Genomic DNA, 23,732 nt, shown 5'->3' with positions numbered 1-23,732 from the left:
AGCGTCGGTGAGCTACCCCCTCTCGTCGGGGACGGTCGTGAGCGGGACGGCTCGCGGGCGGTCTGTCGCGAAGGCCACCCGCACGCTCGTGCCCGAGCCGGCGGCGTCGAGCAACGACTCCATGACGTCGAGCACGTGCAGGGCGAGCCGGCCGCCCGCGCGCGGCTCGACGCCGTCGGGCGTGGCGACGAGGTCCGCGAGGCCGTACCCGCGCCCGGCCCCGTGGAAGCCCGCGCTCACCGGGAGCTCGCGCCAGGCGTCCCCGGCGGCCTCGCGGACGCGGACCGCGCCGTCGAACCCGTTCGGGTCGGGCACCTGGAGCGAGGCGAGCGTGCCGTGGACCTCGATCGGGGGCGCCTGGCTCGCCGGGGCGTCGAAGCTCATGACGAGCGTCGAGAGCGCACCCGAGGCGTGCGTGAGGACGCCCGTCACGTGCGTGTCCACGTCGACCGGGATCTCCTCGCCCGCGCGCGGCCCGGAGCCGATCGAGCGCGTCGTGCGCGCCCGGCTCGACGCGCCGACCACGGACGTCACCGGGCCGAGCAGGTGCACGAGCGCGGTGACGTAGTACGGGCCCATGTCGAGCAGCGGCCCGCCGCCGGGGCGGTAGTAGAAGTCGGGGTGCGGGTGCCAGCGCTCGTGGCCCGCCGTGACCATCGTCGCGGTCGCCGCGACCGGCGTCCCGAGCAGGCCGTCGTCGACCGCGCGGCGCGCGGTCTGGACCCCCGTGCTCAGCACGGTGTCCGGCGCGCACCCGACGCGCACGCCCGCGGCGTCGGCCGCGGCGAGGACCCGCGCGGCGGCGGCCCGGTCCGCGGCGAGCGGCTTCTCGCCGTACACGTCCTTGCCGGCTGCGACGGCCGCGAGCGCCACCTCCTCGTGCGCGCCGGGCGTGGTGAGGTTGAGGACGACGTCGACCTCGGGGTCGCGCACGAGCGCGTCGACCGTGAGGGCGCGCACGCCCTGCTCCGCCGCGACGGCCGCGGCGCGCTCCGGGTCGAGGTCCGCGACGGCGACGAGCCGCAGGCCGTCGAGCCGGGGCAGCGTCTCGAGGTACTGGCCGCTGATCGCGCCGCAGCCGACGATCCCCACGCCCGCCGGGCGACCGGTGGCTCCGGCCGTCGCCGCGAGGGTCGGTGCCTCGGCGGTCACAGCGCGTGCTCCTGCCGGCTCGCCCACAGCATCCCGCGCTCGACCATCGTGCGGACGGTCGGGTGCTCCAGGTCTTCGGGCCGGTGCCCGACGGTGCACACGAACACGCGGCCCGCGCCCCACCGTCGCGTCCAGACGGCGGGCGAGGTCGACGGGTCGTGCCAGGGGTCCTCGGGCCGGGCCTCGACGGTCGTCGTCGCGAGGACGTCGTCGTAGTCGTCGGTGAGGACCCAGTACTGCTCGGTGGTGATCTCGAAGTCGTCGAGCCCGGCGACGACGGGGTGGTGGGACTGCTCCGGGACGACGCGCACGGCGTGCGTGACGAAGCTGTCCGTCTCGTCGCCGCGCAGCGGCCCGAGCGGGGTGCCGGGGCCGGCGGTGCGGCGCGGGTGGTGGGCGAACTGCCCGCCGACGAGGTGCGCGTACTCGCTGCTCGCGCGGTAGGAGTCGACGATGCCGCCGTGCCAGCCCGCGAGGCCCGTGCCCGCCTCGACGGCGGCGACGAGCCCGGCGACCTGCTCGGGGCTGATCTCGCTCATGGTCACGCTCTGCACCACGAGGTCGACCTGCGCCATGGTGCGCGCGTCGGCGTACACGGCGGGCGACGGCTCGACGCGCACGACGTACCCCTGCGCGCTGAGAAAGGGGACGAACAGGTCGGTCGTCTCCTCGGGCCGGTGCCCGGACCAGCCGCCGCGGACGACGAGGGCGGTGGGCGGGGACGTGCGGTCGGTCATGGCGACGGCCTCCTGGGCGGTCTCGCGCGGGGCGCGGGCTGGCGGGTCGACGGGCGGTTCGGGTGGTGCGGTTCGGGTGGTTCGCGGGGGCTCGCGGTGCGGTCCGGGCGGGGCGGGGTCAGACGCGCTCGACGTCGAACCGCACGGCGTAGGAGACGGACTCGCCCGGCGCGAGGACGGGCAGGACGCCCGCCTCGCGCGCGGCGACGCGGCCGCCGATCGCGGGGGCGTTCATGGGTTCGAGCCCGAGGACGTTCTGTCCGGGGGCGAACATCTTCCACTGGTACAGCACGGGCAGGGTCGCGGTCGGGAACGAGACGGTCAGGCGCAGCCCCAGGTCGCGGTTCGTCACGACGGCCCGCCCGGTCCCGGGCACGAGGTCGTGCCGGTGCACGCGCTGGCGGTAGCCGTCGGCAGGCGCGGTGATCTCGCGCCAGGGGTCGCCGACGGCGTCCGGCCCGTCGGGCTCGACGTGCTGCGACGAGACGTCGAGCTCCGCGGCCTCGGAGACGAGCGGCCACCCGAGGTTCGCGTGGTAGAGCACGAGGTGCGGCTCGGGCCGCCACCCCTCGTTGGTCACGGTGTCCTCGACGGTGACCGACGTCGTCCCGAGGCCGGCGCGGACCCGGCGCCGGAGCACGAGGTGCTCCTCGTGGAGCGACGCCTGGCGCACGACGCCCTCGACCACGACCTCGTCCCCGACGACCGCCGCGCGCTCGACGCTCGCCGGGACCGCGGTGAGCCGGCCGTGCTGCGGGAACCGCCGCCCGTCGTCCACCGTGGGCGACCCGACGTGGTCGAGGCCGCACGTGACGAGCAGCCCGCCGCCGAACGTCGTGCCGAAGTCGTCCCCCTGGTAGAGCCCGGGCGCGGCGAGACCCGCGGGGGCCATCCACGCGAGCGGGACGCCGTGCACCGTGACCTGGCCGAGGTCGAGCGCGCGGTCGGGCAGCACGTCGAGCTCCAGCCCGCCGCCCGTCACGACGCGCACCCGGCGCGCCCCGCGGGCCGGGCCGTCGGCGTCGACGAGCTGCTCGACGCGCGCGACCTGGCCGAGCCACCCGGCGCGGCGCCGGACCTCGCCGGGGTCCGCCCCGTGGATCGTCCCGGGTTCGTCGCCCGCTGCCGTCATGTCCTGCGTCCTCTCCTGCGGGCCTCCTGCGGGCCCGCCCGTGGGCGGCGGGGTCCGGGTCGCCCCGGACCCCGCCGTCGTGCCGGTCGCGCGGGTGCGCGGCCGGGGTGCGTCAGCCGCAGCGCACGGCGGCGTACGGCGCCGTGAGGACGACGTCGCCGCCGCCCGCGGTGACGGTGACCTGCGCCGTGCCCGCCTCGACCGCTGTCGCCCGCGTCGCGAACGACTGGTAGGCGCTCTTCCCCGGTGCGACGTCGTCGACCGTGCGCTCCCCGAACGGCGTCGCGAGGCGCACCGTCACGGGCTCGTCGCCGCCGTTGCGGGCACGGACCGCGACGTACGCGCGGCCCGCGAGGCACCGCCCGGTCGCCTCGACCTCGACGTCCGACGTCGGGGCGACGACGAACGCGGCGGTGAGCGACGTGTCGCCCGCGACCTCGAACGCGTACCGCGCGTCCTGGGAGACCACGGCGCCGGAGGCGTCGCGCCAGCCGGCGAACGCCGACCCCTCGGCGGGCTCGGCGACCACGGCCACCGCGCTCCCCGTCTCGTACCGGCCCGGCTCCGCCTCGTTGCCCTCGACCCGCACGGCCCCGGCGGCGCCCTCCGCGGCGTCCGCCGCGACGCCCAGCGCCGACGTCGCCATGTGGATGGCGAGCGGGTTGACGATCGTCACCGGTCCGCGGCTCGTCGTGCCGTTGAACCGCATGAGGTTGACGACGCTCACCGCACTCGACGCGTCCGCGTCGACCGTGTGCCCGCCCGGGCCGAGGTTGTCGGTCCCGAGGTTGAAGGCCCGCACCGTGGCGCCGTCGCTCGCGACGATGCCGTCGCGCGTGCCGTACGCGAACGTGTTGAGCACCGTGAGGTCCTGCGACCCGGTCGCCCGCACGAGGACCTCGCGCTCGCGCGCGACCGGGTCGATGACCTGGCCGAACAGGTCGGCCCCCTCGACCCAGCCCGGCAGTCCGTACGCGAGGCGCGTGATGACGTTGCCGTTCGACAGCACGTTCTCGACCGTGCCGCCCGCGTTGGCGCCGACGTGCACGCCCTCGGAGAGGAAGAGCCCGACCGCGCGCCGCACGAGGAACCCGTCCGCCGCGGCGGTGAGGTCGATCGCGTTCCACGCGTTCGTCAGGCCGACGTTCACCACGTAGGCCCCCGGCGCGTCGCCGCGCACGGCGAACGGGTAGGACCGGACGCCGTCCGGGCCGGCCGGGTTGTTCTCCGGGTGGAAGACCCGCAGCCCGCGCAGGCCCGCGTCCTCGCCCGCGAGGGTGACGAACGCGGTCTCGCCGACCGACGGGTCGGGCTCGCCCGGCGCCGCCGGCGCCACGCCGCCCTCGTACGCGAGGAGCACGGTGCCGCCGCTCAGCTCGAGCGAGTCGCGGTTCGCGACGCCCGCAGAGCCGCGCAGCTCCACGCCCGCGGGCACCGTGAGGTGGCCGCGCACGGTGTACCAGCCCGCGGGCAGGTAGACGACGCCGCCGCCCGCGGCCGCGGTGTCGTCGAGCGCCGCCTGGATCGCCGCCGTCACGTCGACGTCGGAGAACCGGCCGGGCGTGCGGGGCACGTCGTACGGCGCCTTCGTGACGTCGACGAGCCGCTCGGTCGGACGCGGCGCGAGGACCGTCTCCGGTGTCGCGGGGACCCCGTCTGCCGGGCCGTCGAGCACGTGCACGGTGCCCTCCAGGGCGCCGTCCACGTCCGTGCCCGTGAGCTTGACGTAACCGCCCGACGTGTTGCGGACCGCAGCCTCGGAGCCCTCGAGGGTGCCACCCGCGAAGGCGGTGCCCCAGCGGTCGTCCGAGACCTCGACCTGGACGGCGACGTCCGTGCGGCGCACCTCGGTGTCGAGGAACGACCCGGTGAAGCTCGCGCGCTGACCCTTGACGATGCGGATGCCGACCTCGTAGTCCGCGACCGAGATCCCGGAGAACTCGTCCCACTCCAGGTCGCCGAGCACCAGGCCCGTGCCGTGCTCGCGCGTCCACGCGTCGAGGACCGCACGCTCCGGCGCGTCGTACGCGGCGCCCGCACCTGCCCAGACGCCGTTGTCGAACGTGACGTCCTGCCACGTTCCGACGTCCGCGCCGTTGTACGCGACCACGCCCTCGAACAGGGCGGTCCCGACGACGTCGCGCACGTTCGCGATCTCGTGCACCTGCGAGCCCGGGCCGCCCTCGCCGCGGTCGTGCGCCATCGTGGAGATCCCGATGCCGCGGTACGAGTTGAGCATCGTCACGTGCTCGACGCTGCTCATCATGTAGTTCTGCTCGCCCTGCCACGCGCGGCCCGGGAGCTCGACCGTGAAACCGTAGGGCACCGGGTCCGCCGCGTCCTGGCCGGGGTAGTACGTCGTCACGCCGACGACGCCCGCGTTGCCGCCCACGCGGAACAGGCTCGGGCCGTCGTCGCCCGACGGCAGGTCCGCGACGACGACCGTCCCGTCCAGCGGGTCGGCGTCCGGCGAGATCGCGCGGTCGGGGTGGTCGCCGCGCAGCGTGCAGTGCGGGAGCACCTCGAGCGTGCCCGTCACGCGGTACGTGCCCGCGGGGAGCCACACCGTGCCGCCCGTCGCGTCCTGGCACGCGTACAGCGCCGCCTGGATCGCCGCGGTCGAGTCCGCCTCGCCTGTGGGGTCGGCACCGAAGTCCGTGACCACCTGGTCCGCGACCACGACGTCCTCCGTCGGGAACACGGTCTCGACGAGGCGGGGGTCGACCGGGACGGCCGGGGCCCGCCGCACCTCGAGGTCGGTCAGCGCGAACGTCGCGCGCTGCGTCGCCCGCTCGTCGAGCGCGAGGCGCACGTAGCGTGCGTCGACGGGCTCGAACCGCGTGCGCACGCCCGTCGCGTCGATCGCGCCGGCGCTCGCGACCTCGTCGTAGGTCGTGCCGTCCGTCGACACCTCCACGCGGTAGACGTGCGCGTAGTCCGGCGTCCAGCGCACCAGCACCTCGTCGATCTCGGTGACGGCGCCCAGGTCGACCTGGACCCACTCGGCGTCGCCGTCGCGCGCGGAGGTCCACGCGGTGCCGCGGTCACCGTCCGTCGCCGCCGCGGCGGGGCCGCCCGAGCTCACGGTCACGGGCTTGCCGCGCGCGAGGTCGGTCGTGACCTGCGACCCGAGGAAGTCCTCGAGCGCGTCCTCCAGGGCGGTCGTCGCGGCGTCCACCGCGTCGCCGTTCGCGTCGGGGTCCTGCGCGACGGCGTCGGCCGCGTCGATCGCGGCGCGCAGCCCGGCGCGCGAGCCCGCCGGGTACTGGCCGTCGCGCTCGCCCTCGCGGGCGGCGGCGTACGTGACGTCGGCCCGCTCGACGAGGCGCCGCAGCGCGATCGCGGGGTCCACCTCCCGCGGGACGACGGTCACCGCGAGCGAGTCGATCCGCACGTCCTGCGGCGACCCCTCGACGGAGAGCCGGAAGTCGGAGCCGTTGGAGCGGTTGGTGAGGACCGCGTCGTCGAGCAGCCACGAGCGCGACACCCACGAGCCGTCGGTGCCGAGCGCGAGGCGCGGCGACGGCTTGAACATGTGCGGGATCGTGTCGCCCGGCGAGTCGTACTGGAGGAACATGTCGCCGCCGCCCTGCTGCACGGTCGCGTCGACGAGCACGCGGTCGCGCGTGTCGAGCGCGTACGCGTCCGAGACGTTGGCGTAGACGAAGTTCGTGCCCTGGGCCCGGCCGGTCTGCCAGTACCCACGGCCGTCCGCCGTCCCGGTGACGAGGCCCGCCGTCGCGTCGCCCGCGCGCACGGCGATCCCGCGCTCGGCGACGGTCGGGCCGAGGTCCACGCTCGTGCCCTGCGCGACGACGCGTACGGACGCGACGGAGAGCTCGCCGTCGGCCGCGGCGAGCGACACCTCGGGGTCGCCGCCCGCCTGCGTGCCCGGTTCCAGCGCCCCGGCGGGGAGCGCGACGACGGTCGACGTCCAGCCGTCGCCGTCGGCGTCCGCCTCCGGCGCGCCCGCGCCCGAGCCCGCACCGAGCACCGAGCCGTCGGCCGCGGTCGCGACCACCTGCTCGCCCGCGCGGTGGTCCACCACGAGGTACCCGGGCACGTCGGCGAGGCGCCCGACGTACGCGTCCGCGACGTCGAGCGCGATCCGCTCGGCGCCGGCCGCGGCGTCGGTGCGCCAGAAGGCGCGACCGCCCTCCTCGCCCGTCGCCTGCGCACCGGTCGTCGGGGCGGTCGCGACCGCGATCCCGTGCGTGCGCGGGGTCGTCGACAGGTCGGCGCCCACCCCGACCGGGTAGCGGTCGACGTCGACCACCGGGCTCGCGACGGCGGGGGCCACGAGCCCCGTCACCGCCATGACGAGGGCCGCGCCGGTGGCGACGACCCGTCCTGCTCCAGCATGCATGCTCATCCTCAACACCCTTGTTCTCGGACTGACTGACGCGTGCGTGCTCAGGGGGTCAGGCGCTCACCCCCTCGGCCGGCGCCTCGGCCGCGGGGTCGAGCGCGTCGCCCGTGCGCCAGTCGTGGCGCGGGACGAACCCGAACAGCTCGCGCACCGCGGTCGTGTCGATGACGGACGCGAACCCGTCGAGGGGCCGCGTCACGCGGGAGCCCGGGTGGAAGCGCTCGAGGAGCTCGGCCGTCGGGACGTCGCTCGTCGTGTCGGGCGCGGCGACGTTGACCACGTGGTGGCCCGTGACGCCCGACGCGAGGATCGCGCGCACCACGTCGACCGCGTCGCGCGTGTCGAGCCACGTCCACAGCTCCTGCCGGATCGCGCCCGGGTCGCGGTGCGCGAGGTCGACCCACTCGCGCAGCCGGTCGCCCGACCCGACGAACGGCATGCGCAGCATCGTCGTCGGCAGGCCGTAGCGCCGCGTGACGTACTCCCCCACCTGCTCGGACAGGAGCTTCGACAGCGCGTACGCGTCCACCGCGACCGACTCCTGCGCCTCGTCGACCGGGACGTACGCGGGCGAGAGGTGCCGCCCCGCCCACGGGTAGCCGTACGCGGAGAACGACGACGCCGCGACGGCGACGCGCACGCCCGCCCGGCCCGCGCCGTCGAGCACGCAGAACGCGCCCTGCACGTTCTGGGCGACCGTCTCGTCGTCGGGCACCTGGCCCGGCGACGCGATCGCCGCGAGGTGCACGACGCCGTCGACCGCGGGCGCGTCCGGACCCTGCCCCGCGCGGAGCACGGCGTCGACGAAGGCCGCGTCGCGCGTGTCGCCGACCAGGCTCGCGACGGCCGCCGGCGCGTCGAACGGCGCGCGGTCGGTGGCGACGACGCGGTAGCCAGCGGCGGCGAGGCGCGGGACGGCGACCCGCCCGATGACCCCGGCGGCCCCCGTGACGAGGAGCGTGGCCCCGGGCAGGAGGGCGGGCCCGGTGGGCGCGTCGGTGGACGTGGTGGAGTTCATGGCGTGGTTCCGATCTGTGCGGTGGTGCGTGCTGCGCGGTCGGGGCCGAGAGGCCCCCGGGGTCACCCCTTCACGGCACCCACCAGGCCGTTGACGAAGTACCGCTGCGTCGCGAGGAAGAGGATGATCACCGGGATCACGACGATCAGCGCGCCCGCCATGAGCTGGTTGTACTGGACGACGTTCGACGACTGGAGCTGCTGGAGCGCGATGGGGAGCGTGAACGTCGACGGGTCGTTCAGCGACACCCGCGACAGCAGGTACTCGTTCCACGTGGGGATCGCGGTGAGCAGCGCGATGGTGATGATCGCGGGCCGCGCGAGCGGCACGTAGACGCGTGCGAAGATGCGCAGCTCGCCCGCGCCGTCGACCCGCGCGGCGTCCCGCAGCTCCCCGGGAACGGACTGGAACGCGTTGGTGAGGAGCAGGATCGACAGGGGCGCGGTGCCGTTGACGAACGGCAGGATGAGGCCGAGGTGCGTGCCGAGGATCCCGAGCTGGTTCTCGAGCAGCACGATCGGCAGGAGCGTCACGACGCCCGGCACGAACAGCAGCACGAGGAACAGGCGGAAGAACGCCTGCCGCCCGGGGAAGCGCAGCACCGCGAACGCGTACGACGCGGCCGAGTACACGACGACGACGCCGAGCGTCGTCAGGCCCGTCACCTTGACGCTGTTGAGGAAGTAGTCGAAGAAGTGCAGCCGGCTCCACGTGTCGACCAGGGTCGACAGCGTCGGCTCGGCGGGGATGAGATTGCCCCCGCCCATGACGATCTCCTGCTGCGTCTTGAACGCGGCCGAGACCATCCACAGGAACGGGTACAGGCTCACGACGGCGTACCCGACGAGGAGCACGCCCACCACGACGCGCGCGACCACCACCTTGGCGGGGGTGCCGCGACGGCGCGGGGTGAGGGCGGGCACGTCGGGGAGCTGCGTGCGGTCGGCGACGGTGGTCATCACTTCTCCCTCGTGACGCGCTGGTTGACGATCGCGACGGCGAGCGCGGCGAAGAACAGGAGCCAGCCGAGCGCGCTCGCGAGGCCGAGGGTCGGGGCGAGCTGCTGCTGGAACGCGAGGTCGTAGGTCTCGAGGCCGAGCACGTTCGTACGACCGGCCGGGCCGCCGTTCGTCATGATGAGGAAGATCTGGAAGCCCTGGAGCGCGTCGCGCACGTTGAGCAGCATGATGACGGCGGTCGTGCCCTTGAGGAGCGGCAGCACCACGGAGAAGTTGGTGCGCCACCACCCGGCGCCGTCGAGCTGGGCCGCCTCGAGGACGGACGAGTCGATCGACTGGAGGCCCGTCAGGTAGAGGAGCATCGCGACCGGGACCCCGGACCAGACCATGATGACGATGAGCGTCGGCAGCGCCGTGGACGGGTTGCCGAGCCAGCCCTGCGGCTGCGCGAGGCTGCCGAGGCCGAGCGCGCGCAGCAGGAGGTTGATCGCGCCGTTGGGCTCCAGCACGTACTGCCAGGCCATGTAGACCGCGATGCCCGCCGTGACGTACGGGACGAAGTAGACGGAGCGCAGGACGCCGGCGAACCGGCGCGCCTGGTTGAGCACGATCGCGAGCGGGAACGCGACCGCGAGGATGAGGATCGGCACGGCGATCATCACGACGAGCGTGTTGAGCGCGGCACGGTGCACGACCGGGGCGTAGATCGGGCTCGCCCACAGCAGGTCGGCGTAGTTCTTCAGCCCGACCCACTCCCACGTGGGCGTGAGGCCGTTCCAGCGCACGAACGAGAGCTGGGCGCCGAAGAAGAGCGTGTACACGCCCATGACGAGGAACAGCAGGAGCGCGGGAGCGATGAAGACGTAGCCCCACGCCACCTCCTTGCCGCGGTAGCGCATCTTCTGCCGGCCGCGGCGCCGGCCGCCGCCGACGCTCCCGTGGGCGGGAGCGTCGGCGGCGATCGTCGCGGGGGTGGTCACTTCGACTGCGACCAGAACGTGTCGATGAGCGTCGCCACGGTCGTCGAGACGGCTGCGACGTCCTGCGTCGCGAGCGGTGTCAGCTCCATGACGGCGTCGCCCACCTGGGCCGCGTCGTACGCCGCGGGGCGGTACGACGTGTCACCGGGGTTGTAGGCGTTCTCGCCCTCGCCGAACGCGCCGATCATCGCGCCGAGGACCGGGCCGACCGTCGAGGACGGGTCGTCGCCGAGGTCGACCGGCGGGACGTCGAGGGCGTCCTTCGCGAACGTGGCCGCCACGTCCTGCTCGGACAGGTACTTGATCCACTGGAGCGCGCCGTCCTTGTTGCCCGTGGTCGCGGAGACCGACAGGCCGGTGAGGCCGAACGGGGCGAGCTGGAGGTCGTCGATCGCACCGCCCTCGGGGGCCGGGACCGGGAAGGTCACGATGTTCTCGGCGTCCATCCCGTTCTGCGCGAGGAAGGCGAGGGTGAACGTGCCGCCGATGTCGAACGTCGACTTGCCCTGCGCGAACGCGATGTCCGCGTCGTCGATCGTCAGCGACTGCGTGCCCGGCATCCAGTACGGCTGGATCTGGTTGTAGGTCTCCAGCACCTTGACGCCGTTGGGCGACGCGAAGTTCTTGGCCGGGTCCTGGCCGAACAGGGCGCCGAAGTCGTCCTTGCCGAGCTGGCCGTAGGCCATCGGCTGCATGAGCCACTCGAGGCCCGTCGTGGAGGACTGGAAGCCGATGCTCACGCCGCCGTCGTCGGGGTTCGTCTGCTTGACGGCGTCGAGCGCCGCGACGAACTCCTCCCAGGTCTTCGGGGCCTCGGTGACCCCCGCCGCCTCGAGGCGCTCCTTGTTGGCGTAGACGATGCCGAACGTCCCGATCGTGAAGGGCACGGAGAACCGCTGGCCCTCCTCGATCCCGGCGGTCTTGGAGCCCTCGGCGAGCGACTGCTCGTAGTACGCCGGGGTGACGGTCCCGTCCTCCGCGACGGCGGGCAGGAAGCGCGAGCTCCAGTCGTCGTCGACGTCGTCGGACAGGTCCTCGAGCAGCCCGGCGCCCCCGAACGTGAAGTCGTCGCCGTGCGTGTGGACCTCCATGACGTCGGGCAGGTCGCCCGTCTGCGCGGCCGCCTGCACCTTGGTGATGAACGCGTCGTCGGGGGTGTACGCCTGCACGTCGACCGAGATCCCGGTCTCCTCCTCGAACGTCTTCGCGGCGTTCTGGAGGGGCTCGACGTGGGACTGCTTGAAGGTCCACATGGTCAGGCTGTCAGGGTCGCCCTCGCCGGAGCCGCCGCCGTTGCCGCCGCCACCGGCCGGCCCGCTGCACGCGGCGAGCGCGCCGGCGAGCAGGGCGGAGGTGGCGATGGTCGCGGTGATGCGGGCGGGGAACGGACGACGTCGGTGTCGGTTCACGGGAAGCCTCTCGGTCCACGGGCGACGCCGGGGCAGCGTCGCGGTTCCGGAAACATAAATCAATTCGATGTACAGTGTCAACGACGGCGACCGGACACCCCGTTGTCCCGGCCCCGTCCACCGTCGCGCGGACCGTCCCGCGCACTCCCGAACCCGCGGAACGAGGTCACCGATGACAGCAGCGCAGCAGCCCGGCACGGACGGCACCGGAGCCGACCTTCCCGAGGTCGGGACCGAGGTCGTCCGCGAGGTCCTGGCCCCCGCGCCGTGGACTCCCGAGCACTCGGGCGCCGGCGACGAGGGCCTGCGGATCACCGCGGTGCGCACGTTCCTCACGGGCCCGCAGGGCTGCCCGTACGTCGTGGTGCGGGTCGAGACCAACCAGCCCGGCCTCTACGGGCTCGGCGACGGCAGCGACCCGCAGCGCCCCCTCGCGACGCGCACCGTGGTCGACGAGTACCTCGGCCCGATGCTCGTGGGTCGCGACCCCTCGGACATCGAGGACCTCCACCGCCTGCTGCTCAACAGCGGCTACTGGCGCGGCGGCTCGATCGAGCACAACGCGCTCGCCGCGGTCGACGTCGCGCTCTGGGACCTCAAGGGCAAGGTCGCCGGGCTCCCCGTCCACCAGCTCCTCGGCGGCAAGGCCCGCGCGTACGCCGACGCGTACACGCACGTCGACGGCGCCGACGCCGCCGAGGTCGCCGAGAAGGTCCTCGCCGCCGTCGAGCGCGGCTACCGGCACGTGCGCGTCCAGGTCGCCGTCCCCGGCCGCGACACCTACGGCACCGCACCCCGCGACGAGGCCGAGGCCGCGCGGCGTCGGGCACGCACCGACCGCTGGGACACGCTCGCCTACCTGCGCCACGTGCCCGGCATCCTCGCCGACGTGCGCGACCGCGTCGGTCCCGACGTCGAGCTGCTCCACGACGCCCACGAGCGCATGACCCCCGCCGAGGCGCGGCAGTTCGTGCGCGCCGTCGAGGACGCCCACCTGTTCTTCCTCGAGGACGCGCTCGCGCCCGAGGACGCCGCCCACTTCCCCGAGCTGCGCGCCGCCGGCACCACGCCCCTCGCCGTCGGCGAGCTCTACCACGACCCCCGCGCCTACCTCCCGCTGGTCGCGGGCCGGTCGATCGACTTCGCGCGCATCCGCATCCCCACGCTCGGCGGGCTCACGCCCACGCGCAAGCTCGTCGCCGTGTGCGAGATGTTCGGGGTGCGCACCGCGCCGCACGGGCCGGGCGACGTCACGCCCGTCGGGATGGCGGCCAACATGGCGCTCAACATCTCCTCCCCCGCGTTCGGCGTCCAGGAGGCGGCGACCTTCCGCGACGCCACGCTCGAGGTATTCCCCGGCGCACCCGTCCCGACCGACGGCCACCTGCTCGCGCCCGAGGCCCCCGGCCTCGGCGTCGACTTCGACGAGGCCGCGGCGCGGAAGTACCCCGTCGGCGCCCCGCTCGAGCACGACCGCTGGGCGCTCCTGCGTGCCACCGACGGCAGCGCCCACCGCGCCTGACGCGGCGGCGGCCACGATGGCTCTGACCTGCGGAGCCGCGCGCCACATCCGGATCCGGTGTTTTGTTTTCCGGGGTTGCGCAATATCGGCGGTGCCCCTACCTTGAGCACCACTGTCCGATGTTCGACGACGAATGTTGAGGGGAAACAGTGATGCGCAAGGGAACGAAGGGGGCCTCGGCGCTCCTTGCGGTGGCGGTCTCGGTGGGGCTGATGGTCTCGACGGCGGCCCCCGCGTCCGCCGGACTGGCGTCACGGCTGTGCAGCACAGGTGGCGAGGTCTTCGGGGCGTCGAACTCGTCGACCGTGCAGTCCGCAGCGAGCGGCAACTGCGGCACGGTCGGCGTCCGGGGCTACTACGCCCACATGGGCGGCGCGTCGTGGACGACCTGGACCTACAAGAGCGGATCCAACGCGATCGCCAAGCGGACCGGCACGAACTTCACCCAGGCCCAGCACAGCGGTGCCGGTACCGGCGTGTTCACGACCAACGTGTGATGGCACGCTCGTCCCGTCGCGCCGGCGCGCTCCTGGGAGCGCTGCTGGTGTCAGGTTGCGGCGGCACCGGCTCCGACGACATCCCGCACTTCGACGCGATCAACGCCGACGAGGACCTCTCCTCGGCTGGTCCGGAGCAGCGCGAGGCGCTGATGGACGGCGAGGTGTCCCAGGACGAGTACACGGCGGGGTTCGAGAGATTTCGGGCGTGTCTGCGCGCTGAGGGTTACGAGCTGCGGGACGTCGAGCTCGTCGGGGTGGTGTGGCAGGGCGGGATCCCGGCCGAGGCGGTCGACTCCGGCGTCGAGAAGACCTGCTACGACCGTGACCTCAGGTTCGTCGACGTCGTCTGGCAGACCTCGAACCAGGAGGAGACGTCGCTGCTGGACGCCCTGAGGTACTGCCTGCAGGAGCGTGGGCTGGGCGTCCCGTCGACGCTCGCGGAGGCGCAGCGCGCCGTGACCGGTGCCGGGCTGGACGAGGCGGCGTGCGTCGCGGAGTACGACGCCCTGTGAGGAGCGACCGGTCCCGTGGCTGGGTGCGCTTGGCGCCGTTGGTGGCGCTGTGGGCCGTGCCCGTGGTCGCGGTCGCCGTGGCGTTCCCGCTCGTCGACGCCGCGGAGGAGCGGAGCGTCGCGGTGCCGGCGCCGACGGTCGTCGAGGTCGGCGCCCGTTCCGACGACGGACGGACCGCGGTCGAGGTCGCGACGGTGCGCGCCGTGGCTCCCGAGGTCCGCGCTCCCGCGGGGGGAGTCGTCACCGCGCTCACCGAGGCGGGTCCCGTCGAGGCCGGGCAGGCGCTGTTCGCCGTCGACGGCGTCGACGTGCTCGCGTACCGCGGCAGCCCTCTGTGGCGCGACCTGCGCCTGGGTGACCGCGGGACGGACGTGCGCGCGCTCGGGGACTACCTCGTGTCGCTCGGGTACCTGGACGCGGTCGGCGTCGACGACCGCTTCGGCCCGGCGACGCGCGAGGCGGTCCGGGCGCTCCAGGAGCGCCTCGGGGTTCCCCGGGACGGGGAGTTCCGCCTCTCGTACGTCGTGCGGGTCGACGACTCGGTGCCGGCGGTCACCGGTCCGCTCGTCGGCCTGGGGGACCGGGTCGAGGCGGGCGACGCGGTGCTGGAGGGCTCGCAGCCCGTGGAAGCGCTGACCGTGGCCTCGATCGCCGAGGGCGGCGGTCTCGGCCGGCTCGCTCGGGAGCCGGTCGTGCTGCGCCTGGGCGAGGTCGAGGTACCGATGTCGAGCGCGTCGCCCCAGGGCGCCGAGCTGGACGGCGTCGTGGCGGCGCTCGAGGAGGCCGCGGCCGCGGGCACGCTCGAGCGGATCGCCGACGAGTCGACGTCGACGGTGCGCTACCGGGGGGCGATCCTCGCGCTCCAGGACCCGGCGGAGCGCGGCGCCGTCCCCTCGACGGCCGTGCGCGTGGACCACGACGGCGCGACGTGCGTCCTGTTGAGCGACGGCTCCACGGCCGCGGCGCAGCCCCGCCGGCTCGAGGTCGCGGAACCCGGGAACGAGCTCGCCACGGTGCTCGTCGACGCCGACCTCGTCGGCTCCCGCGTGCTGCGCGACGCGACGCAGGCCACCGGTACGTCAGGGTGCGGGTAGCGGCGTGCGCGTGGACGTGATCGACGCCGCCATCGCGTTCGGGCCCGTCCCGGTGTTCTCCGGGCTGACCGCGACGTTCGAGCCCGCGCGCGTCACCGCGCTCGTCGGACCTTCGGGGAGCGGCAAGTCGTCGCTGCTCGCCGCTGTCGCGGGGTACCAACGACTCGCGACGGGCCGCATCGAGCTCCACGGACCCGACGGGTCGGCCAGGCCGCCCTCGCCCGGCGTCGTCGCCTGGGTACCCCAGGGCTCCAACGCGCTGGGGCGCCGCTCGGTCCTCGACAACGTCCTCGTCGCGCCGCTCGCGGCGGGCCGCCCCCGACGAGAGGCCCGGGAGACCGCGCGCGCCGCGCTCGACCAGGTCGGGCTCGCGGACCGGGAGGGCGACCAGGCCCGGCGCCTGTCCGGCGGCGAGCTCCAACGGGTCGCGCTCGCGCGCGCCCTCGCGTCGGGCAAGGAGCTCATCCTCGCCGACGAGCCGTCGGCGAACCTCGACGCCGCCAACACCGAGCTCGTGGCCCGGATCCTCGCCGCACTCGTGTCGCACGCGACGATCGTCGTCGCGACCCACGACCCCACGCTCGTCGCCGCCGCCGACGCGACGGTCCCGCTGCGGCCCCAGGCGGTCGTCCGTGCGTGACGGCTGGCGCGTCGCCGACCTCGCGCGCGAGGCCCTGCGCAACACCGTCGGCCGCTCCGCCCGGCTGCTTCCCGTGGTCGCGCTGGCGGTCGTCCTCGGGTCGGGCACCGCGGCCTTCGTCGCGCTCGAGACCACGTCGCTCCAGGACGAGCTGGACGACCTCGCCGAGCGCGGACGCGGCGTCGTCAGCTACGTGCAGGCGAACCCCGACCAGCCCGCCCTCGTCTCACGCGCGTCGTGCGAGGCGCTCGCGGGAGCGCCGGGGGTCGAGGCCGCGGGAGCGGTCGTCCCGGGCGGCAGCGCGCTCGTCGTGCCCGTCGGGCCGGACGTCCCCGTGCAGCGTGCGTCGACCGCCCTCGTCCCCGGGCTCGCCGACGTCGACGCCCTCGTCGGCGCGGGCCTGCTCGACCGGACCGGGCCCGCGGACCAGCGCGTGCTCGTCGGCGACGAGGCGCTCGACTCCGCGCGGACCCCGGCCCTGCGCGAGGGGGTCGGGACGGGCCGTTCCCTGACGGTGCCCCTCCGGCCCGACGACGCCCAGGTCGAGCGCTGCGTCGTCGTGCTCGACCCCCTCGTGGCCCTCGACGACGTCGCCGCGACCCAGATCGCCTCGCTGCACGTGAGCGGCAACGCCGTGGTCGGCACCGAGGCGCTGCGGGCGACGAGCGACCCGGTGCAGGAGTTCCTCGACCGGCCGAGCCGCTTCCTGCCCGTGCTCCTGGGGCTCCTGGGCGCCGTCACCACCGCCGTCACGTACCGGCTGCGCGCGAGCGAGCTCGCCGTGTACCGGCTCTCCGGCACGTCCGCACGCTCGCTGCTCGTCCTCGTCGCGCTCGAGACCCTTCTCGTCGCGGGCGTCGCCGCGACGGCGACGACGCTGGCCGCCGTCGCGCTCCACGCCCGGTACCTCGATCCGACGACGCCCGTCCTGTGGGGCCTGGTCCTCGCCGGGACCTGGGCCGTCGTCACCCTCGCCGCGACCGCGGACCTCGCTGTCCGGCGCCCGACGGACCTCGCGAAGGACCGCTGACCTCGGTCGGCCGGACCTCGCCCTCAGCCGAGGAGGAGGGCCTGGGGCTGGGGCGAGAGGGTCTGGTCGAGCACGAGGCAGGCGGCGCCGACGGCACCGACGTCCTCGCCGAGGTGCGTGCTGACGACGCGGATGTCGTGCATCTTGTCGACGAACGGCGAGCTGGAGATCATCGGCTCGACCGTCGCGAAGAACCGCCGCGAGAGCAGCGGCCAGTTGGGTCCGCCGAACACGACGAGCTCGGAGTCGAGGAGGGCCGCGGCCGCGGCGACACCCGTGCCGACGCGCCGCGCCCAGCGGTCGATGATGACCTGCGCGCCGCGCTCCCCCGCCGCCGCGAGCTCGACGAGCCGGGCGAGCTGCTCCCCCTCGACGCTCGGGCCGCGGCCGGGGACGGCGTCGAGCACGCCGGCGGCGACCGCCTCGTTGACCAGGGCACGCGTGGTGCAGTTCGCGTCGAGGCCGCCGACCTCGCCGGCGTTGCCGGACGCGCCGCGCAGCACGACGTCGTCGACCACCACGCCCATGCCCGACCCGGCGCCGAGGTAGAAGAAGAGGAAGTTGCCCGAGTGCGTCGCCGCACCGGCCCACCGCTCGGCGACGGCGGCCGCGATGACGTCCTTGTCCATGAGGACGGGGAGCCCGGTCGCCTCGGCGAGGCGGTCGCGCAGCGGGACGCGCCCCCACCCCTCGAGGCGGGGCGGGTCGACGACGGACCCGCTCGCGAGGTCGATCGGCCCCGGCACGGCGATCCCGAGCCCGAGGATGCGGTCCCGGTCCGCGCCGGACGCGTCGATGACGGCGTCGATCGTCTCGGCCATCGCGGCGATGGTCGACTCCTGGTCGACCACCGCGGGCGTGGGGCGCCGGAGGCTGTGGACGACGCGCCCGGCGAGGTCAAGCACCACGTACGTGATCACCGCCGGGTCGAGGTGGACGCCGAGGGCGTACCGGCCGCCGGGCACGATCTGCAGCACCGTGCGCGGCTTGCCCGCGCGGCCGCTCTTCTTGCCCGCCTCGGCGACGAGGCCCGACTCGAGGAGCCGGCGGCAGATGTTCGACACGGTCTGCGCCGACAGGCCCGTCGCGCCGGCGAGCTCGACGCGGCTCAGCCCCTCGGGCGCGCGCCGGATCGCGTCGAGGATGACGGACTCGTTGAAGTCGCCCATCCGCGGCAGGTTGGTGCCGCGGCGCACCGCGGACTGCGCGCCCGCCTGGTCGATCGTCACGCCCTGCCTCCTTGCTCGCGCCCGGTCGACGACGACCGGGCCGGGCGCCCGCCCCGCCACATCTTCCCACCGGCGGGCATGGTCCGGCCCCTCACGCGACCTGTCGGGCGAGGAGGAGCGACCAGGGCGCGAGCGTGCGCTCGACCCGCAGGACGCCGTCGGCGGGGACGACCACGGACTCGCGCCGCGTCGCGCGGGCGGCGGCGTCGAGGAGCGCGGTCTCCTCGCGCGTCGGCGACGACGGCGCGCCCATCGCGCGCCACGCGGCGACCGGGTTGGCGTGCTCGGGGTCGAGGGTCTCGAGCTCGACGACGGCGCCGGGCGCGAGCCCCTCGACGACGAGCGCGACGTCGCGGGGCGAGCCCGCCGCCTCCGTCGCGTCGGCGACGGTGCGGTCGTCGAACGAGGCGGGGACCGAGCGCGTGACCTCGGCCGGGTAGTGGTGCACGAGCGCCGTGACGCGGCCGGTCGCGTCGTCGCGCGTCACGACGCCGTCGTCGGCGGTCGCGAGCAGGGTGTCGCCGAGCGCGTGCAGCATGCGGTAGGCGTGGAAGGTCGGCTTGGGCACGCCCTGGAGCGTGATCATGCCGAACCCGCCGTGGAACATCTCGTCGCCCGCGCCGCCCTCCTCGAAGACGTCGGTGAACGTCCAGTACGCGAGGGAGTCGACGGTGCCGATCGAGCGCAGCACCGACCGCGCGACGTAGACGGCGGCGGGCACGGTGTCGTGGGTGAAGTCGCGAGGGGAGGACGACGAGTTCCACTCGGTGAGGTGGATCTCGGCGTCGGGGAACGCGCTGGCGTCGACCAGGCGGCGCAGGAGAGCGAGGTCCTTCGGGGTCGCGTCGACCTCGCGCGTGAGGCGCGCGCCCTGGCCGTGCTCGTCGAGCGCCCAGTCGGTGGGGTACGGGTGCGTCGAGACGAAGTCGACGGGCAGGTGTTCACGCTCACAGAAGTCGAGGAACGCCTCGAGCCACACGGGCTTCCAGTCGACGGCGTCGAGGTCGGCGCCGAGCGTCGCCTCGTGCACCTGGAAGTCCTCGGCCTCCCCGTCGAAGCGGGCGTCGGGCACGAAGTTCGACGTCGCGGGACCGCCGACGCGCAGGCGCTCGTCGACGGCCTTCACGGCCCGGGCCGACGCGGCGTAGAGGGCGAGGTACTCGCTGCGCGTGCCGCGGAAGAAGCCGCGCAGGTTGGCCTCGTTCCAGACCTCGAAGTACCACGCGCGGACCTCGGCGAGGCCGTAGCGCGCGACCCAGTGCTCGACGAGCGAGCGCACGAGGAACGACCACCGGTCGAGGTCGACAGGAGGCGCGCCGTGCGCCCCCCACCAGAACACGGTCTCCGTCTCGCGGGCGAGCGCGCGGGGGCTGAAGCCGAGCTCGACGAACGGCCGCACCCCGGCGTCGAGCAGGGCGTCGAAGAGCGCGTCGACGTACTGGAAGTTCAGGACGGGCGTGCCGTCCTCGCGCTCGGTGTAGACGAACATGTCGTCGTGCAGGAGGCCGTGGAACCGCACGTACTCGAACCCGCACTCCGCGCGCACCTCGGCGAGGTGGCGCTGCCAGTCGGCGCGCAGCCCCTCGTTCGCGCGCCCGGCGCCGACGACCGTGCTCCAGAAGTGGGTCAGGGGTCGCCCCGTCTCCGTCGCGCTCGCGTGCAGGGTGATCGGCTCGGCCACTCGTCCTCCTCGTCGGGTGCGCGCGACGTGCCGACGCACGGGCGCTCGACGCGCTCGCGCCGTCCGACGAGTATAAATCAAACTGATGGATTTTCTGCTCGGCGACACCTCCCCACCCCGGGTCGCGGCCCGCTCCGCGCCCGTGGGCGGCTCCGCGTAGGTTGGTCCCCATGCGGATCGGAGCCCACCTCGACCAGTCGGACGTCATCGCGCAGGCAGCGAGCATCGGCGCGGACGTCGCCCAGATCTTCCTCGGCGACCCCCAGTCCTGGAAGGGACCGGAGTTCACGTTCCCGGGCGGCGCGGAGGCCCTGAAGGACGCCGCCGCGGCGGCGGACCTCGAGCTCGTGGTGCACGCCCCGTACGTCATCAACGTCGCGAGCCCCAACAACCGCATCCGCATCCCGAGCCGCAAGCTGCTCCAGCAGATCGTCGACGGCGCGGCGGCGGTCGACGCGACGGGCGTCGTGGTCCACGGCGGGCACGTCACCGCGAAGGAGGACCCGGAGAAGGGGTTCGACAACTGGCGCAAGGCGATCGACGCGCTCCAGACGGACGTGACCGTCTTCGTCGAGAACACCGCGGGCGGCGACTTCTCCATGGCCCGGCGACTCGAGCGCATCGAGGGCCTGTGGGCCGCGATCCAGCAGGCCGACGGCGCCGAGAACGTCGGGTTCTGCCTCGACACGTGCCACGCGTGGGCGGGCGGCATCGACCTCACCACGGCGGTCGAGGACGTGCGTGCCATCACCGGCCGCGTCGACCTCGTGCACCTCAACAACAGCCGTGACACCGCGGGCTCCGGCGCCGACCGTCACGCCGGCCTCACGGCCGGCACGATCGACCCCGAGCTCCTGCTCGGCGTCGTGCGCGCTGCCGGCACGTCGGTCGTGTGCGAGACGCACGCGGAGGTCCCCGTCGACGTCGCGTGGCTGCGCGAGCAGCTCGGCTGACCATGGCCGACCCACGGCCGATGCGGCTCCGCAACGCGACCGTCGACGCGCGGGATCCGCGCGCGCTCGCCGAGTTCTACCGTCGCCTTACCGGCTGGGAGTACACCCCCGGCCACGAGAGCACGGACCCGGCTGGCGACGACTGGCTGTCGCTCCAGATCCCGGGCGGCGCGTCGCGCCTCGCGTTCCAGCGGTCCGACGCCGACGTCCCGCCGTGGCCCGGCGGCGCGCGGGTGCACGTCGACCTGGACGTGCCCGACCTCGCCGCGGCGCACGAGCACGCCGTCGCGTGCGGCGCGCGCCCGCTCACGGGGACGCCGGAGGAGGAAGGTCACCCCGACGACCTCTTCCGCGTCTACGCCGACCCCGAGGGCCACCCGTTCTGCCTGAGCTCGCCGCCGCTCGACCACGCCTGACCCGACGCCGCGGAGCCGGGTCAGCGCGAGCCAGCACCCCACGCCGGGCGGAGACTGGCCCCATGGCCTCGTCGTCGGGTTCCCCCGCCGCGCGCACCGTCGCGACGCTCGGGCTGCTGCTGAGCACGAGCCTGCTCGTCGCCTGCTCACCCGGGCCCGCCGCGAACCCGACGTCCCCGGTCGGCTCCTCGCCCACGGCCGTACCCGCCCCCGGGCCGTCAGACCGCTCGGCACCGCCCGAGCCGGCGGCGCCTGCTCCCGCTGCGGCGGCACCGGACCGGGGCGGCCCCGCACCGCAGAAGGTGCCCGCGTCGGCGCCGCCCGCGGTCCCGCAGGCGCCCGTCTTCGAGAGCACCGTCTCCGGGATCGACGCCGGCCTCGCGGCGCGCATGACTCCCTCGTCCTGGCGCGAGGGCTGCCCGGTGCCTCTCTCCGACCTGCGGTACCTGACGCTGAGCCACCGCACGTTCGAGGGCGGTGTCGCGACGGGCGAGCTCGTCGTCCACGCGGACGTCGCGGACGGGGTGGTGACGGTGTTCCGCACGCTGTTCGACGCCGGGTACCCGATCCGGTCGATGCGACTCGTCGACGACTTCGGCGGGGACGACGACGCGAGCATGGCGGCGGACAACACGTCGGCCTTCAACTGCCGCCCCGTCGCGGGCACGGACCGGTGGTCCGAGCACTCCTTCGGACGCGCGATCGACGTCAATCCCGTCGAGAACCCGTGGGTCCGCGGCACGGCGGTCGCGCCGCCCGCCGGTGCCGCCTTCGTCGCGCGCGAGCCCGCACCCGGCGTCATCCTGCCCGACGACGTCGTGGTGCGGGCGTTCGCCGCTGCCGGCTGGTCGTGGGGCGGGGCCTGGGAGAGCCCCGTGGACTACCAGCACTTCTCGACGACCGGACGGTAGCGGGAGGGACTCGGCTCGCCCGCGCCCGGGCGGGCGGGTCAGTAACCCGACCCGGCTGCGGGGGCGGCGTCCATGATCTCGGTGCCGTCCGGCGCGACGACGTACCAGACGCCGTTCACTCCCTGACCCGACACGTCGCCCGGGGCCTGGTCGGCCGCGTACGTGTAGACGGGGCGGCCGTCGACCGTGACCTGAAGCTCGCCGTCGACGCCTGTGATGGTGCCGACCTCGGCCGTGACGCCGTCGACCTCGGGGTCCGCGCTCGCCGCGTGGACCGCAGGCCACGCGGCGGCGCACTCGCCCTCGCACGCGCTCGTCCCGGAGCCCTTCGTGTCCTTGTCGTAGTAGTAGACGGTCATGCCCTGCCCGTCGACCACGATGGTGCCGAGCGACGAGTCCGCCGTACCGAGGACCGGCCCCGCACCGCCCGACCCCGTGCCGTCGCCGGTCGCGCCGTCGCTCGTCGTGCCGGAGTCCGTGGACGGGCTGCTCCCGCCTCCCCCGTAGAGGCCACCTCCCCCGCCGGAGCACCCGGCGAGCACCCCCACCAGGGTGGTCGCGAGCGTCGCGGCGACGGCCCAGGTGGGGACGGTGGTGGCGGTCGTGGTCTGGGTGCGTCGCATGTCGACTCCTCGGGAGCACGGTCGGGGTCGCGAGCACGGCCCCTACTCTCATGACGACACGGGCCGCCGCGCGGTTCACCGGGCCGCGCGCCGGGCCCGACTGAACCGATCCGGCTCCTGCCTCGTCTCCCTGGGTGACGGGGTCGACGGAGGATGATCGGAGGAGGGGACGTGCGCAGGAGGACGAAGGTGCTCGTGGGTGTCGGGGTCGGTGTCGTGGTGCTGGGCGGTGCCGCGGTCGTGGTCGGGCCCGGTCTGTACGCGGACTGGTCCAACCGGGCCGCGGCCGAGGAGCCGACCCTCGACGCGCCGTCGGGCGACGGGGCGGCGCTCGACCCGGCCGGCCTCGCGGGGGACTGGACGGTCGCCGACGGCTCGTACGCGGGGTACCGCGTGCACGAGGTGCTGCAGGGCGAGGACGTCACCGTGACCGGCCGGACGGACCAGGTCACGGGGTCGTTCACCGTCGCGGACGGCGCCCTCGCCGCGGCGACGGTCGAGGTCGACATGGCGAGCGTCGCGACCGACGAGCCGCCGCGCGACGCCTACTTCCGCGGCTCCGCGCTCGACGTCGGGACGTTCCCCACCGCGACGTTCGCCCTGACCGAGCCCGCCGACCTCCCGGCGGGCACCGCCGACGTCGAGCTCACGGGCGACCTGACGATCCACGGCGTGACGCGGACCGTCACCGTCGAGGCCCAGGTCGGCACGACCGCCGACGGCGTCCAGGTGGTCGGCAGCGTGCCGATCACGTTCTCCGACTTCGACGTCCAGGCGCCGAGCCTCGGGTTCGTCACGGTCGACGACGCGGGCAGCGTCGAGTTCGGCCTCGACCTCGTGCCGGCGTCCGGGTCGTGACGGACGG

General features: G+C 74.6%; 21 protein-coding genes. 10 read left to right on the top strand and 11 right to left on the bottom strand.

Annotated features, from left to right (window positions below; translation table 11 throughout):
• Positions 1–12 precede the first annotated feature (12 nt).
• The 8 genes from JOE63_RS02385 to JOE63_RS02350 all read right to left on the bottom strand — a co-directional run bounded on the left by JOE63_RS02385 (position 13) and on the right by JOE63_RS02350 (position 11,756).
• The gene (locus JOE63_RS02385; RefSeq protein WP_204538832.1) at positions 13–1,152 is read right to left on the bottom strand and encodes a Gfo/Idh/MocA family protein; all 1,140 of its coding nucleotides are present in this window, start codon (positions 1,150–1,152) and stop codon (positions 13–15) included.
• A complete protein-coding gene (locus tag JOE63_RS02380) occupies positions 1,149–1,889 on the bottom strand; it encodes a ThuA domain-containing protein (RefSeq protein ID WP_204538829.1) in 741 nt (246 codons plus the stop codon). Before JOE63_RS02380 ends, JOE63_RS02385 begins: the two co-directional genes overlap by 4 nt.
• Before the next feature lie 118 nt (positions 1,890–2,007).
• Positions 2,008–3,021 (bottom strand): aldose 1-epimerase family protein, encoded by a 1,014-nt coding sequence (locus JOE63_RS02375; RefSeq protein WP_087470570.1) that lies wholly within the window; start codon positions 3,019–3,021, stop codon positions 2,008–2,010.
• 112 nt (positions 3,022–3,133) lie between these two features.
• The gene (locus tag JOE63_RS02370; protein WP_204538826.1) at positions 3,134–7,393 is read right to left on the bottom strand and encodes a discoidin domain-containing protein; all 4,260 of its coding nucleotides are present in this window, start codon (positions 7,391–7,393) and stop codon (positions 3,134–3,136) included.
• 49 nt (positions 7,394–7,442) lie between these two features.
• A complete protein-coding gene (locus tag JOE63_RS02365; protein WP_204538823.1) occupies positions 7,443–8,408 on the bottom strand; it encodes an NAD-dependent epimerase/dehydratase family protein in 966 nt (321 codons plus the stop codon).
• Positions 8,409–8,470: 62 nt separating this feature from the next.
• Complete coding sequence (locus JOE63_RS02360; RefSeq protein WP_087470567.1) at positions 8,471–9,367, bottom strand: carbohydrate ABC transporter permease; 897 nt, start codon at positions 9,365–9,367, stop codon at positions 8,471–8,473.
• A complete protein-coding gene (locus tag JOE63_RS02355; protein ID WP_197088843.1) occupies positions 9,367–10,347 on the bottom strand; it encodes a carbohydrate ABC transporter permease in 981 nt (326 codons plus the stop codon). The genes JOE63_RS02360 and JOE63_RS02355 overlap by 1 nt, the downstream gene beginning before the upstream one ends.
• Positions 10,344–11,756 (bottom strand): ABC transporter substrate-binding protein, encoded by a 1,413-nt coding sequence (locus JOE63_RS02350; protein ID WP_204538820.1) that lies wholly within the window; start codon positions 11,754–11,756, stop codon positions 10,344–10,346. The genes JOE63_RS02355 and JOE63_RS02350 overlap by 4 nt, the downstream gene beginning before the upstream one ends.
• Positions 11,757–11,928: 172 nt before the next feature.
• Between JOE63_RS02350 and JOE63_RS02345 the strand changes: the two genes are divergently transcribed.
• From JOE63_RS02345 to JOE63_RS02320, 6 genes are all read left to right on the top strand, one after another.
• Positions 11,929–13,278, top strand: a complete 1,350-nt coding sequence (locus JOE63_RS02345; protein ID WP_204538817.1) for an enolase C-terminal domain-like protein — start codon at positions 11,929–11,931, stop codon at positions 13,276–13,278.
• A 152-nt stretch (positions 13,279–13,430) separates the two neighbouring features.
• Positions 13,431–13,775 carry a hypothetical protein gene (locus tag JOE63_RS02340; protein WP_157759534.1) on the top strand — a complete coding sequence of 115 codons (345 nt, stop codon included), beginning with the start codon at positions 13,431–13,433 and terminating at the stop codon, positions 13,773–13,775.
• A complete protein-coding gene (locus tag JOE63_RS02335; protein WP_204538814.1) occupies positions 13,775–14,290 on the top strand; it encodes a hypothetical protein in 516 nt (171 codons plus the stop codon). Before JOE63_RS02340 ends, JOE63_RS02335 begins: the two co-directional genes overlap by 1 nt.
• A gap of 23 nt (positions 14,291–14,313) precedes the next feature.
• Positions 14,314–15,384: a peptidoglycan-binding domain-containing protein gene (locus JOE63_RS02330; RefSeq protein ID WP_204538811.1), complete on the top strand. Its 1,071-nt coding sequence runs from the start codon at positions 14,314–14,316 to the stop codon at positions 15,382–15,384.
• A 4-nt stretch (positions 15,385–15,388) separates the two neighbouring features.
• Positions 15,389–16,024, top strand: coding sequence for an ABC transporter ATP-binding protein (locus tag JOE63_RS02325; protein ID WP_204538808.1), 636 nt, complete (start codon positions 15,389–15,391; stop codon positions 16,022–16,024).
• Positions 16,017–17,054 (top strand): hypothetical protein, encoded by a 1,038-nt coding sequence (locus tag JOE63_RS02320; RefSeq protein ID WP_204538805.1) that lies wholly within the window; start codon positions 16,017–16,019, stop codon positions 17,052–17,054. Before JOE63_RS02325 ends, JOE63_RS02320 begins: the two co-directional genes overlap by 8 nt.
• 23 nt (positions 17,055–17,077) lie before the next feature.
• Here the strand turns inward: JOE63_RS02320 and JOE63_RS02315 are convergent, their stop codons facing one another.
• Both JOE63_RS02315 and JOE63_RS02310 read right to left on the bottom strand, forming a co-directional pair.
• Positions 17,078–18,283: an ROK family transcriptional regulator gene (locus JOE63_RS02315; protein ID WP_374058979.1), complete on the bottom strand. Its 1,206-nt coding sequence runs from the start codon at positions 18,281–18,283 to the stop codon at positions 17,078–17,080.
• Positions 18,284–18,374: 91 nt separating this feature from the next.
• Positions 18,375–19,964 carry a GH39 family glycosyl hydrolase gene (locus JOE63_RS02310; RefSeq protein ID WP_204538802.1) on the bottom strand — a complete coding sequence of 530 codons (1,590 nt, stop codon included), beginning with the start codon at positions 19,962–19,964 and terminating at the stop codon, positions 18,375–18,377.
• 170 nt (positions 19,965–20,134) lie between these two features.
• Between JOE63_RS02310 and JOE63_RS02305 the strand changes: the two genes are divergently transcribed.
• From JOE63_RS02305 to JOE63_RS02295, 3 genes are all read left to right on the top strand, one after another.
• Entirely contained in the window at positions 20,135–20,917 is a 783-nt protein-coding gene (locus JOE63_RS02305; protein WP_087470559.1) for a deoxyribonuclease IV, read from the top strand.
• 2 nt (positions 20,918–20,919) lie between these two features.
• Positions 20,920–21,333 (top strand): VOC family protein, encoded by a 414-nt coding sequence (locus JOE63_RS02300; RefSeq protein WP_239576590.1) that lies wholly within the window; start codon positions 20,920–20,922, stop codon positions 21,331–21,333.
• A gap of 62 nt (positions 21,334–21,395) precedes the next feature.
• The gene (locus JOE63_RS02295) at positions 21,396–22,244 is read left to right on the top strand and encodes a M15 family metallopeptidase (RefSeq protein ID WP_087470558.1); all 849 of its coding nucleotides are present in this window, start codon (positions 21,396–21,398) and stop codon (positions 22,242–22,244) included.
• Positions 22,245–22,282: 38 nt separating this feature from the next.
• On the opposite strand, the gene JOE63_RS02290 is transcribed toward JOE63_RS02295, so the two are convergent.
• Positions 22,283–22,867 (bottom strand): COG4315 family predicted lipoprotein, encoded by a 585-nt coding sequence (locus tag JOE63_RS02290; RefSeq protein ID WP_087470557.1) that lies wholly within the window; start codon positions 22,865–22,867, stop codon positions 22,283–22,285.
• A 171-nt stretch (positions 22,868–23,038) separates the two neighbouring features.
• Between JOE63_RS02290 and JOE63_RS02285 the strand changes: the two genes are divergently transcribed.
• A complete protein-coding gene (locus JOE63_RS02285; RefSeq protein WP_087472655.1) occupies positions 23,039–23,725 on the top strand; it encodes a YceI family protein in 687 nt (228 codons plus the stop codon).
• The last annotated feature ends 7 nt before the right edge of the window (positions 23,726–23,732 follow it).

The organism is Cellulosimicrobium cellulans, assembly GCF_016907755.1.
Lineage (GTDB): Bacteria > Actinomycetota > Actinomycetes > Actinomycetales > Cellulomonadaceae > Cellulosimicrobium > Cellulosimicrobium cellulans_D.
This window is presented reverse-complemented; position numbering and strand designations above follow the sequence as displayed.